This is a genomic window from Methylomonas sp. Kb3 (assembly GCF_002834115.1).
Classification (GTDB): domain Bacteria; phylum Pseudomonadota; class Gammaproteobacteria; order Methylococcales; family Methylomonadaceae; genus Methylomonas; species Methylomonas defluvii.
Genome location: NZ_PIZT01000069.1, coordinates 260,006 through 272,071 on the forward strand (window position 1 = coordinate 260,006; position 12,066 = coordinate 272,071).

The window sequence follows — 12,066 nt, forward strand, 5'->3', positions numbered from 1 at the left end:
GGATGTTAAGAAAGTGTAAAGCTCATCTGGAGTCGATAAACATGGTTGTTTGCGCAGTATGCACTGAAGTTACTGTGGGGCAGGGTTATCATCAGGGCGTGTCCTTTCTATTACTCCAGATTTCGCTAAGCTTCACCTGGGCTACTTGCTCAGGTAAATCCTGGGGTCTATTCGGCCCTTTAAACCTTACGAACTAATATTTGGAAAAGAGTATGCCGCCATTCAATTTAAACGACTTGGCTTACACGCTTGCCGCAATTTTCTTTGTTATTTTTGCAAGCTCATTTCTGCTACCTGCCATATTTCTGAAAGGGAGGTTTCGGCTCATTGCGATTGTTTTGGTATTTGGAGGATGGTTTTATTCGTACTACCTGCAGAACATAGTTCCGGAAGCGGCAGGCAGATGGAGAACAGAAGGGATTGGTACGTGTAAAAGTGAATTGCAGGCTCTACCTGATGTTATCGTTACCGATGGATTTCTCGACGAAGGCGGTGCTATGCAGCCGGATGTACTCATCCAGCTCTTTAGGGATCGAAAGTTGTTGTTTGTAGAAACTAGTTCAGCCGCACTCATTGGATTTGACGGAGGCATGACAAAAGAACAAAGTAACAAGCGACTGATGGAAGCCACTGCTTCACCTTGGGTTAGGCTGGAGCTCGCTACCGACGGGGATCCCGCATGCCCAAAATCGCCATCTGGTAAAACGGTGCTAATCGATGAAGCCCCATTTTTACCAGAGACGTGTATTTCGCGTCGCCACATCGACTCACCCGCGGCCCGAGTCGCTCTGCTTCTGTCTCCGCCGGCAAATGAGGAATTAAGAGTGTATGGCAAGTGGAAGTTAATTGATAAAACCTCGGGTGCTGATTTGGCTTCGTTGACTACCATCCAGTCGCGTCCAGCGGTGCCCTTGGATAGCCTATCTTTTCACAATGATCGTCGCCTATCTGATTGTAATAAGCCAGCTACAACCCTTGTTGATCGGCTCCGTTTTGACAGTCGGCTCGATTCCAACGCGGTTGAATATGCTTTTGATACAGAGACTGCAAAAGCGAAAATAGCTGCGGAAACGATCTCCTCGTTAAATACGACACTTTCGCCGGTTCAGGTCACTGCAGAAAATGGCGCTTGGAGCGAGGCTGAAAGTTGGTTCTTATTTAATAGGGAAATTCGTCCGGAAGAGTGGCGCGCGACGGTTGACATTGCACGTAACCAAGGGGTTGCTGCTTACGGATCAAGAATTGTGGATTGGTCGAAACGTAAGCTGATTAATCTTGATCCTCTAATTAGTTCTGGCAAACACTGGGCCTGGAAAGTCTCTGCAGTGGGTCAAGGTTTTTTTGTTGTCAATACAGCCACAGAATGGAATAAATTGTTAATCCGTTACCGGCATGATGGGACGCTAGACTGGTTTGTCCAGGTGATACAACCCAAAACGGGAGGGCAATGCGCTCGGTTTCAACCTGAGGCGATATACACTACAAAAACCCATCTTGTAATTGCAGATAGATGCGGGCCGCAACCGACAATTGAAGAATACAGGCACACACGAAAACCTGTTACTGGAGAGCTTTGGCTAATTCCTCTTACGGCACTTCCAAAAATCGACTGAGCGTAACTGTTTTCATAGGTGCGTTTAGCATAGAGAGTGCAATTTACGCATGCTAACCTGCTTAAGGAGGAGCAATGGCTATCAATAAAATCGTCGCTGCAAATGCCTATTCGGTAACGGCTGTAGCCAGTTCCAACGCCCGATCCAATTCCGCCAATGTATTGTAAAAATGCGCGGAAAAGCGGATTCCGCCGCCGCGTAGGGCACAAACCACACCATTTTTTTGCAAATGCTTATAAAGCACCTCATTGTCTATGGATCGGTGTTTGAAGTTGACGATGCCGGACTGCAAACGGCTGTGCCGCTGCGACAGTAAAATCAGCTCGGCGTTGGTGCTGATGGCTTCGCGCAGGTAGGCGCTGCGTTCCAGAACCAGCGACTCGACGTTTGGCATGCCGGTTTCCAGTAATAAAGACAAACTGGCGGACAAGGCGTGAATGCCTAACATGTTCGGGCTGCCACATTCGAAACGGCGGGCGCCGGGATGGATCTCCCATGGCAGGTTTTCGTAATTATGCGTGTCTTTCATCATGTGCCAGCCGTATTGGCTGAGCTTGAGCCGGTCGCGCGCGGCCGGGTTGGTATAAAACACCCCCAGGCCTTCCGGGCCGAACAGCCATTTATGCCCGTCGGCCATCACGAAATCGGCGTGATAGGCTTGCACATCGAACTGCACCGCTCCCAGGCTTTGAATCGCGTCGATGCAAAACAAAATGCCGCGTTGCCGGCAAAACTCGCCGATGCGCTCCAGATCCATGCGTAAGCCGGAGGCGAATTGAATGGAGCTGATGGTCAGCAAGCGCGTATTGCCATCCACCCGCGCAAACAGAGCATCTTCCGGGGTTGCGGCGCTGTGCAAATCGGCTTCTCTAAACTCGACGCCGCGCTCGGCCAAGGCTTGCCAGGGCAGGCGGTTGGACGGGAATTCTTCGTTGCTGGAGACGATGTTGTCGCCGGCTTGCCAGGGTAAGCCAAAGGCCACGAAGGACAAGGCCTCCGAGGTGTTTTTCACCAGGGCAATATCGTTGGCCGAGGGCGCATTCAGTAAGGCCTGTAATTGGCGGCGGATTTCGTTTTCTTTTTTCAACCAATCCAGATAGTAATGCGAGCCGAACTGGCAGTTTTGTTCGGCAAATTGAATCACCGCTTTACTGGTGCGCTTCGGCCAAGGGGCCACGGCGGCGTGGTTGAGATAAATCAGCTCGTCGGTTAACGAAAATTCGGGGTGTTTCATGGTGCGTACCGGTAAAAAGGCGGAGGGTGAATCTATAAAGGATGATGCGGTAAAACACTCGGCCTATCAACCTTCTGTACAGATGATGGGCTTGCTCGGACGGCTAAAATTTGGGATTTCCGCGAAAATAGTTGGGCCTAGATCGTCCGGAAAATCCAGGCGCAAGTGGCCTAGCTGTTTAAAAATTAGCCAGTAACCTTTTAAAACAGGTTACGATCCCGATATATTAAACGGTGTTTTTATTTTGGTTGATAGATATGATGGAATTAACTTGGATTAGTACGGCATATATCGCTGGTTTGGTAGCCAGCCGCCTGTCTTTTCCGCCGCTGGTTGGTTATTTGGTCGCTGGTTACGTATTGCATGCCCTGGGCATTGCGGTATTGCCGGATCTTCACCATTTGGCGGAGATTGGTATTGAATTATTGTTGTTTTCGGTCGGTTTAAAACTCAAGCCCAGTTCGCTGATTCGTCGCGAAGTGCTTAGCGTCGGTGGCTTGCATTTAATGTTGATGGCATTGATTTCCGCGCTGGTGTTTCTGTGGCTAGAGCAGCGAGTCACCGGCGGCTTGGTGCTGGGGCTCAGTTTGGCGTTTTCCAGCACCGTGTTGGCGATCAAGGTGCTGGAAGATAACGGCGAATTGTCGTCGCTGCATGGTCGGGATGTCATGAGTATCCTGATTTTGCAGGACATCGTGGCAATCGGTTTGCTGGCGCTGGCGGAAGGCAGACAGCCTACGCCTTGGGCATTGGCTTTGTTACTGGTGCCGCTGTTACGGCCGATAGCGCATCGGGTATTGTCGGTCAGCCGATCTTCGGAACTGAAATTGCTGTTGGGGGTAACCCTGGCGCTGGCCGGCGGCGTCGCCGCGGAAAGCGTCGGTATTGCCGCGGATATTGGTGCTTTGTTGACCGGCGTGATGTTGGCTAATCATCCCAGGATCAAGGAGTTAAGCGACAGACTCTGGGGTTTGAAAGAGCTGTTTTTGGTGGCGTTCTTCTTGCAGATTGGTGTCAGTGACTTACCGAACCGGGCGCAGATTATGGACGCTTTGCAATTGCTGGCGTTGTTGCCTTTGCAATGTGCGCTGTTCTTTGGCCTATTTGTGGTCGCCGGACTCCGGGCGCGTACTGCTTTCGTATCGTCCTTGGCCTTGACGACGTACAGCGAATTTTCGCTGATTACCACCAGCGCCGTCGTCAAAGCTCAACTGTTGCCAGCGGAATGGAACGCTATCATCAGTTTGGCGGTGGCCGGTTCGCTGGCCATTGCCGCACCGTTAAACCGTTATTCCCATCGCTTGTTTTCCTGGGTAGAGCCACTGCTGGTGAGGTTTGAAAGAAAGTCCGACCACCCGGACCGCCTGCCGGATTCGTTCGGCGCCGCCGAATGGCTGGTGATAGGCATGGGCCGAACCGGTGGCGTGGTCTATAAAACCCTGTGCCAGCAAGAGCAAAGGGTGGTTGGCTTGGATGCCGACCCTACCGTGTTGGAATATCATCTTGCCGCCGGCCGCCGCGTGCTCTACGGCGACGCCGAGGACACCGAGTTATGGAGCGGTTTACCCTTGCATAAGGTTAAAGGCATTATCCTGACGGTGCCGGCATTCGAGGTGCGTTTGACCGCGGTGGCTCAGCTTAGGAAGCGCGGTTTCACGGGGCAAATCAGCAGTATTTGTTATCACGGTGTGGAAGAACAGCAATTATCAAAAGCGGGCGCCAATTTTGTGATCCATCCCTTGATTGAAGCCGGCAATCGTCTTGCCCACCTGATGCTGAATCGCCGTGAGCAATCAAGCCAGTGAAGGGCTGCTGGTGCTGGTTGGGCGGTGGATGCCGGAGCGGATTATAGAGGCGTCTTATTTTTAACGATACCCGAGTCAGTGCGGTTTTCCTTAAACCATTGATGATTGGTGCTAAGATTATTGCCAAGTGTCGGGTGACATAATTTAGTGAAAACCGGACTGATGATAAGCGAGGCCACCAGCGTCTCCGCGCAAGGCTTGGACTATCCCGACACACCCGGCATTTGGTCGGAAGAACAAATCGACGGCTGGACCAAGGTCACCCAAGCCGTTCACGGCGTCGGCGGCCGAATTTTTCTACAGCTTTGGCGCGTAGGCCGGGTTTCGCATCCGGATTATCTCAATGGCAAATTCCAGGTATCGTCGAGACTTACCGTAAGGGCGCGGAAAACGCCAAACGTGCCGGTTTTGACGGCGTGGAAATTCACGGCGCCAATGGCCATCTGTTAGACAAGTTTTTACCGGACAACACCAATAAAAGAAACGATGCCTATGGAGACCCAATAGAAAATTGCCCCGCTGACTAGTGGAAGTGACCGATGCCGTGTTTCGGTATGGGGTGCGGGTCGAGTCGGCGTGCATTTTGCCCCCAGGAGACGCGCATAGCATGGGAGACTCCGATCCTTTTCACACTTTCGGCTACGTGGCGGAGCAATAAGGTAATCGCGGCATCGCTTTCACTTTTACGCGCTAAGCGCTCGGCGAAAACCGCATCGGCCCGGACTTGAAAAAACGCTTCTTCTATCCGGCGCGAGGGATAAGGCATATTGCATGATCCGAGCCTCAGCAACAACCGAGATTACGGCTTGTCTGCAAAAATGGAGAAGATCAATTTCCCCACAGCTTCATTAGCCGGCTTTTTAGCCATGTGACCGGATTATTGTCGAATTCTTCGGGGAGCAAACCCATTTTTTTCAACGACGATTGACAGAGTCGAATGTATTCCTGCCGCTTCAGCATTTCTTCGCTTACGGCGGCCTTGATTTGCGGATAACGGCTTAACAGGTCCGCAAAGCAATCCTCGGGTATTGTAAACAAAACAACTTCGCCGACGGCGCGCATCGATGTCGGATAGGGAATCTTCAAAAGCAAGGGCAGCTCGCCGAAAAAATCGCGATGTTCCAGGCTAAACAGGCGTTGACTGACTTTCTCGTTCTCGAATATCGCATCGACCTCGCCTTTGAGCATGACGCAGAAAAATGGAAAGTATTCGTCCTGTTTAACCAAAATGTCGCCAGGATTGAAATAACGCGGCGAGCCCTTTTCTATCAGTTCGCGTATTTCCAGTTCATCGAAATACTGAAAATAAGGCAGTTCAATGAGAGCATTGTGTATGGACGGCATGCTTGCCGCTTCCGGCGAACCGTTGATCGGGTTGGCGGCCGCCTCCATGGCCGGGTAAAGGTTCCGGTTATTCGTCGGATGATAGGGAATTTTAATGGCATGCAGTCGAAATAAGTATTCAATCCGAAAGTTTAAAGCGCTTCTGATCAGGCTTCGTTGATCGACATGATCGGTCCAAACCCAAAGTTCGAAATTCAACCCGATATCGCCAAACCCTTGAAGCAAGGCTTTAGGTGCCGGATCGCTTAATACGTTGGGTTCCTGGCTGGCGGCTTTCAATAACAACTCGGTCACCAATACCAGATTGCTGTGCTGTTCGACCACAAGCGGAATTTCAACCCGCCCACGCTTGGCTTGATACCCCCATTTTTCCACGATATTGTTGGTGAGCTGAACATTGGGAATGATCAGTTCCGAACCTCGGAACGATGTAATCACGGTCGAGCGCAGAAAAATATCCCTGATGCGTCCTTCGCCACCGGCAAAATAAATAAGATCGCCCACTTTTAGTTTGCGTTCGCTCATCAGGGTAATGCCGCTGGCGATGTTCTTAGTGATGTCTTGCAAGCCAAAGCCGACCGCGACTCCCAGGCCGCCGAAAATGAGCGCCAGCGTCTCGAATTTGATGCCCATGACTTGCATGATCGCTACGATACCAACCGCCAACAGCGTAAAGCCTGCGAGATTGGCGATCAGTTTGCGATCGCCCTCGTTGACAACCAGGCCGACCAACAAGCGCGTATTCAGGATATGGCGTATCCAGCGGACGACCAACAGCATCAACCCTAGACACAGCGTGGATTTAGCCAACCAAATGACATTGACCGATTGCGTACCCAGCGTAAATATTGGCGTTTCAAAGAATAGGAAAGGTTGGGACAGCAAGGCGGATGAATCCATAGCCATAAATTAACTTAGTCGTAAAAGCCGGAGAAATTTCCCCGATTATGGGACAAACTCGCCGGCAATTGCATCAACCAACTGCAACGGAACCCGTTTTTAGAATACCGCGTTGAATTGGGTACGGACGTAGTCGGTATCCCCTCCTCCCGCTTCGGTAATCACCTGTTCCGCAAAAAAATGGCTGTAACTAAAACCAAGCGAAAAATGCTTATCGATTTCCCACTCTATATTGGTGGAAAGGGCTTGGGTGACAAATCGACCGTTAGTCCCTAGCGTCTGCTTCAATGGGTTGAGTCCTCGCGTATATACCGCATCGTTTTTTGATAATCGCCAGTAAAAGTTCCAATCAACGGACAGCCGGATGCCCGGCAACGGCTGCAAGGAGAGATTCGGCATCAGATTAAAAAAGTTCTGCGGCGCCAGTATCGCCGCTTCCTCAAAATACGACAGATTGGGGTATAGGGGATTAAAGGTATTCAGCTGCCGGTCTTTTGCATTCCTGTCGCCACTGGCAATATTGGCGCTTAAACCCAAGCGCGGTCGCCAACTTGGGGTGGCAAAGGTATAGCCGGTGTTGGATGCCGCTGTCCAGGCATTGATAGTCAACGGTCCGAAGCTGCCGAGTTGATAAATGCCTTCAAAATTCCAATCCCAGCCGAACCGCTTGCCGAACACCCGGCTGCCGAACGAATGGCGGGATTCGTCGGCGACGGTGTTTTGATAATGGGCGTCTTTGCGCTGCAGGCCTATGTAATAGATCTCGACATCGGTCGGCTTGAACGACCATTTGCTGTTCAGCCCCCAGAGTTTTTCTTGGGTATTTCCCTGGTCGTCGAAAGTCGCCGGTGTTATCGCCACTTCTTCAAAGCCGAACGCATCCAGGTCCAGACTGTCGTTCTTTAGCGAGAGTCGCACGCCATCGAAAGCTCGCCGCGCATTTTGGCCTTCACGTACGCTGATCAAACGGGACGAACCCAGCGCAAACTCTTGCCTCCCCACTCGAGCGGTCACGGCTTGAAAATGCAAGTCGATAAAACCCTGCTGCAAATCAGCGCTATCGTTATCCAAAGGCCCTTTCTGCAGACCTAGGTTATTAGACAGATAGCTGGCCAATTGCACAAAGGCCCTCAAGTGTTCGGTGACATGCAGATCGGCGTGCAGCAAAAAGCGATGCAAAAATTGCTGGCCGTCGGCGCGTGTTTTCAGTCCGAACAAATCGTTGTCGTAGCTATTGAAACGTTCCCGAAAATTTCCGCCCAAGGATAAATACACGTCCTCGCGGTCGGCGGTCAGCGGCAGGTATTTGAGCGATTCATAGCTGCTTCGCCGAGTTTGCTTGGCAAGGTATTGGTAATTTTCCTGCCAGCGGTTGCTGTTAAAACCCGGCTCGGACGCTTGCGCGATCCCTGCTGCGCTAACCAGCGATAAAGCCAATGGCATGAGTCCGGGTTTCATTGGCAATGTCCTCTTTCGCGTTATCGCATGAAGGCTAGCCGCTATCAGTAGGCAAAACAGCCGCAGCCCAGTGCCCACGGATTGTCAAACTGCGCTTGTTTTCCAGCATTATCCAGCCCCAACCAGCGCGACAGTTTTCCATCTTGGCCTGGGTGATGACCGTGAATCGCACAGGCGTGCGCTGCGCATGAAGCGGCCGGTAACGCATAATGCGTTTGCGGCGTTTGATGGCCGCCGAAATAGCGCACCGGCGACCAATCGGGGCTGGCTGGCGGCAACGGCGTATCGAACCGGCTGAAATCATCCGCCGCGTAAACGACTCTACCGCCTACCATGGTCAGCAGCGAGGTAATAGCCTTGATGGCCTCGTCGGGGACTGTCATGAAATCGTGCGATGTCACCACCAGATCGGCATACATGCCTGGCGACAAAGCGCCTTTTACGGTCTCTTCGTTCGATTTATACGCGCTACCGGCGGTCCACAGACGCAAGGCCTCCTCGCGTTCCAGGCAGTTGCTCTCGCCGTAGAGCGGCAAGCCGCCGACCGTTCTGCCTGTCACCAGCCAATACAGAGAAACCCAGGGATTAAAGCTGGCAACCCGCGTGGCATCGGTGCCGCCGCCTACCGGGATGCCCATTTCCAACATTTTTCGCAGCGGCGGCGTATGCTCGGCTGCCTTTTTACCGTAGCGGTCTACAAAATATTCGCCTTGAAAGGCCATGCGGTGCTGTACCGCAATGCCGCCACCCAACTGCTTGATCCGCGCCAGATTTTTTTCGCTGACGGTTTCGGCATGGTCGAAAAACCAGCGCAAATCGTCGAAACGGGTGTCGCGGTCAATCGCCTCGAACACGTCCAGTGCCCGGTCTATGGTTTCGTCGTAAGTAGCATGCAGCCGGAACGGCCAGCGATTCTCCACCAAAAACCGAACCACGTCGCCCAGCTCTTTTTCCATGCTGGCCGCCATGTCCGGGCGGGGTTGCAGAAAATCCTCGAAATCGGCGGCGGAAAATACCAGCATCTCGCCCGCGCCATTCTGGCGAAAATAACTGTCGCCGCTGTAAGGTTTGACAACGCCGGCCCATTTCTGAAAATCCGCCAGCTCGCCGCCCTTGTTTTGGGTAAACAAGTTGTAGGCGATGCGCACGGTCATCTGTCCGTCTGCATGCAGTTGTTCGATCACCTGATAGTCTTCCGGGTAATTTTGAAAACCGCCGCCGGCATCGATGCAACTGGTCACGCCCAAGCGATTCAACTCGCGCATGAAATGCCGGGTGGAGTTGATTTGATCGTCTAGCGGCAATTTCGGACCCTTGGCCAAGGTCGAATACAAAATCATCGCATTGGGTTCGGCAATCAACATCCCGGTCGGATTGCCGTTGGCGTCGCGCTGAATTTTGCCGCCGGGCGGATCGGGTGTGTCTTTACCGATGCCGGCCGCGCGTAGCGCGGCGCCGTTCAATAACGCCCGGTCATAAAGATGCAGGATAAACACCGGCGTATCCGGCGAAACCGCGTTGATTTCCGCTAGGGTCGGCATCCGCCTTTCCTTAAATTGAAACTCGCTCCAGCCGCCAACCACCCGCACCCATTGCGGTGCAGGCGTTCTGGCCGCTTGCAGCTGCAGCATCGCCAAGGCATCGGCGATGCTGCCGACGCCTTCCCAGCGCAGCTCCATGTTGTAATTGAGGCCGCCGCGAATCAAATGCAGGTGCGAGTCGTTCAAGCCCGGCAGGACCCGTTTACCGTTCAAATCGATGACAACGGTATCGGCCGTTGCCAGCGTTCGGATCTGTGCATCAGCCCCTAGCGCAACAACTTTTCCGCCCGCGATGGCGATGGCGCTGACTTCCGGCTGTGCTTTGTCTAGCGTGGTAATCTTGCCATTGAATAAAACAGTGTCCGGGCTAGAGATAGTCATGGGCGGTGCCTCGATCTGTGAATTTAACGAACGGAATACTGCCTATTTATTGACTTTGTGCGGATATTTGGCGCGTTGCCCATAGTCGTGCACCATGCTGGCCGCATAGTCGATACCCATGCCGTACGCGCCAAAATGTTCCCGGGCAATATCCGTTGTGCCGACATAGGTTTCTTTACGACTCCAATCGCGTTGCAGTTCCAAGAGTACCTGCAGCGAGGTGATCGACTCCGCGCCATGTTGTTCGGCGCGCCTGATGGCGGCATTGTGCGCTTCTAGCGAAGTACCGCCCGAGGCATCGGTATTCATGATGACTTCATAGCCTTCCGCCAGCGCGCAGATGGTTGGGAAGATCAGACAAGCTTCCGTCCATAACGCAGCCATCACCAATTTTTTCCGTCCGGTTTTTTTAACGGCGGCGACGAAGGCCTCGTCTTCCCAGCTATTCATGCTGGAACGTTCGATTGGGTCCTGCTGCAACATATCCATCAACTCGGGCCAAATATAGCCGCTGAAGGATTCGGTTTCGACGGCGGTGAGAACGGTAGGAATATTAAACAACTTGGCCGTTTTGGCCATCGCAACGGTGTTGTTCTTGAGTAATTGGCGGTCGATACTGGTCACGCCAAAAGCCATTTGCGGTTGATGGTCGATAAATATAAACGCACAATTATCGGGGGTAATAAGTTTTTCGGTGGCTGCGCTCATTGATTGCTCCTTTAAACTAAATTGATTAAGTTAGAATTCACGGACTTGCATTTGACCAAGTTCTAAGACTTGGGTATTGAACAATATTGACTTTTTTCTTAAAAATTAACGTATAAATAAAATGGTTTAATATCTCTCCTGTAAACAAAAGGCAAAGCGAAACATGGAGGAGCCGGTAGGAAAAGTGCTACAAAGCCTATGCTATTTTTACCGTAAAAACGACAATAATTCGGCAGGTAAACAATAACAATTAGACGTTTCGAAATTGGCCCGGCGTTACTCCGACCTTTCTTTTAAACACGCGATTTAGATGGCTTTGATCGGCAAAACCGCACAATGTCGCAACATCGGTTAATGCGACTCCGGTAGAAATAAACTTTTTGGCTTGAATAATTCGATACGCTTGCAGATATTCGTGGGGCGTAATTCCCAAGCATTTTTTAAAATTTCTTAATAGCACAAACGGATTCGATTTAGTGACTTCCGAAAGCTCGTTCAGCGAAATGTTTCGATTATAAAAAGTCCGCAAATATTCAATGGATATTTTCACTTTCCAAGGCTTTAATAAGTGCGGGCAACGGTAATGATTGCCTGTCACTTGCTGCAAAAACCGATTTACGAATAGCGCCAGACAAGTCGATTGTTCCAGAGCGCATTGGCTGGCTTCTAAAACTCTATGCGTATCGGCAAAGTAATTTCGTAAATACAGGTTATCAATAATCGGATTTTTGAAATCCAATACAAACTTGCTTAACTCGTGTTTTTCGCAATAATCGATCAGTTGCCGAGGACTTATTTTGATTTCGCGACAAATTGCACCGTCCTTGTTTATAAAAGCCGATTTCAGGGAGAATATTTGCCCCGCATCGCGCATCACTAGACAATTTGGCGTTTCAAGATAGTTCTGACCATTTTGCCGGCTTTTCCAAACCACACCGGAAAAACCGATAATGGCAATTTCATCGTGAAAGATTTTTTCCAGTGAAATCGACTGCTCGGGCGATATATCGAAGCGAGAAAAATGGCAACCTTCAATCTGCCAGTTCAGTATTTTGCTGGAAGGAGTTTGTCCCATAATTCAG

At 51.3% G+C, this 12,066-nt stretch carries 10 protein-coding genes; 3 read left to right on the forward strand and 7 right to left on the reverse strand.

The features are described 5' to 3' along the window. The first annotated feature begins 212 nt into the window (after window positions 1-212). Window positions 213-1,613, forward strand: a complete 1,401-nt coding sequence (locus tag CWO84_RS22320; RefSeq protein WP_101055330.1) for a hypothetical protein — start codon at window positions 213-215, stop codon at window positions 1,611-1,613. Between the two features lie 106 nt (window positions 1,614-1,719). On the opposite strand, the gene CWO84_RS22325 is transcribed toward CWO84_RS22320, so the two are convergent. After that, window positions 1,720-2,847 carry an aminotransferase class V-fold PLP-dependent enzyme gene (locus CWO84_RS22325; protein ID WP_033155267.1) on the reverse strand — a complete coding sequence of 376 codons (1,128 nt, stop codon included), beginning with the start codon at window positions 2,845-2,847 and terminating at the stop codon, window positions 1,720-1,722. A 257-nt stretch (window positions 2,848-3,104) separates the two neighbouring features. Here CWO84_RS22325 and CWO84_RS22330 point away from each other — a divergent pair, with 257 nt between their 5' ends. Continuing rightward, window positions 3,105-4,652, forward strand: coding sequence for a cation:proton antiporter (locus CWO84_RS22330; RefSeq protein ID WP_033155266.1), 1,548 nt, complete (start codon window positions 3,105-3,107; stop codon window positions 4,650-4,652). Between the two features lie 147 nt (window positions 4,653-4,799). Continuing rightward, window positions 4,800-5,102, forward strand: coding sequence for a hypothetical protein (locus CWO84_RS25075; RefSeq protein ID WP_240618126.1), 303 nt, complete (start codon window positions 4,800-4,802; stop codon window positions 5,100-5,102). Window positions 5,103-5,175: 73 nt separating this feature from the next. Here CWO84_RS25075 and CWO84_RS25080 read toward each other — a convergent pair whose 3' ends face one another. The 6 genes from CWO84_RS25080 to CWO84_RS22360 form a co-directional block, all read right to left on the reverse strand. Continuing rightward, window positions 5,176-5,418, reverse strand: coding sequence for a hypothetical protein (locus CWO84_RS25080; protein WP_051669603.1), 243 nt, complete (start codon window positions 5,416-5,418; stop codon window positions 5,176-5,178). A 62-nt stretch (window positions 5,419-5,480) separates the two neighbouring features. Further along, the gene (locus CWO84_RS22340; protein WP_101055332.1) at window positions 5,481-6,902 is read right to left on the reverse strand and encodes a mechanosensitive ion channel domain-containing protein; all 1,422 of its coding nucleotides are present in this window, start codon (window positions 6,900-6,902) and stop codon (window positions 5,481-5,483) included. Window positions 6,903-6,995: 93 nt separating this feature from the next. Beyond that, on the reverse strand, window positions 6,996-8,354 hold the full coding sequence (locus tag CWO84_RS22345; protein WP_084153196.1) for an alginate export family protein: 1,359 nt from the start codon (window positions 8,352-8,354) through the stop codon (window positions 6,996-6,998). A 44-nt stretch (window positions 8,355-8,398) separates the two neighbouring features. Beyond that, window positions 8,399-10,276, reverse strand: a complete 1,878-nt coding sequence (locus CWO84_RS22350; RefSeq protein WP_033155264.1) for an amidohydrolase — start codon at window positions 10,274-10,276, stop codon at window positions 8,399-8,401. A 42-nt stretch (window positions 10,277-10,318) separates the two neighbouring features. Beyond that, the gene (locus tag CWO84_RS22355) at window positions 10,319-10,984 is read right to left on the reverse strand and encodes a hydrolase (RefSeq protein ID WP_101055334.1); all 666 of its coding nucleotides are present in this window, start codon (window positions 10,982-10,984) and stop codon (window positions 10,319-10,321) included. Window positions 10,985-11,234: 250 nt separating this feature from the next. Further along, complete coding sequence (locus CWO84_RS22360) at window positions 11,235-12,059, reverse strand: AraC family transcriptional regulator (protein ID WP_051669601.1); 825 nt, start codon at window positions 12,057-12,059, stop codon at window positions 11,235-11,237. Between the last annotated feature and the right edge of the window lie 7 nt (window positions 12,060-12,066).

Excerpts from the sequence above, each read along its gene's own strand:
- CWO84_RS22340 (WP_101055332.1), bottom strand. The coding sequence starts at position 6,902 with ATGGCTATGGATTCATCCGCCTTGCTGTCCCAACCTTTCCTATTCTTT.
- CWO84_RS25080 (WP_051669603.1), bottom strand. The coding sequence starts at position 5,418 with ATGCCTTATCCCTCGCGCCGGATAGAAGAAGCGTTTTTTCAAGTCCGG.
- CWO84_RS22330 (WP_033155266.1), top strand. The coding sequence starts at position 3,105 with ATGATGGAATTAACTTGGATTAGTACGGCATATATCGCTGGTTTGGTA.
- CWO84_RS22360 (WP_051669601.1), bottom strand. The coding sequence starts at position 12,059 with ATGGGACAAACTCCTTCCAGCAAAATACTGAACTGGCAGATTGAAGGT.
- CWO84_RS22350 (WP_033155264.1), bottom strand. The coding sequence starts at position 10,276 with ATGACTATCTCTAGCCCGGACACTGTTTTATTCAATGGCAAGATTACC.
- CWO84_RS22355 (WP_101055334.1), bottom strand. The coding sequence starts at position 10,984 with ATGAGCGCAGCCACCGAAAAACTTATTACCCCCGATAATTGTGCGTTT.
- CWO84_RS22345 (WP_084153196.1), bottom strand. The coding sequence starts at position 8,354 with ATGAAACCCGGACTCATGCCATTGGCTTTATCGCTGGTTAGCGCAGCA.
- CWO84_RS22320 (WP_101055330.1), top strand. The coding sequence starts at position 213 with ATGCCGCCATTCAATTTAAACGACTTGGCTTACACGCTTGCCGCAATT.
- CWO84_RS22325 (WP_033155267.1), bottom strand. The coding sequence starts at position 2,847 with ATGAAACACCCCGAATTTTCGTTAACCGACGAGCTGATTTATCTCAAC.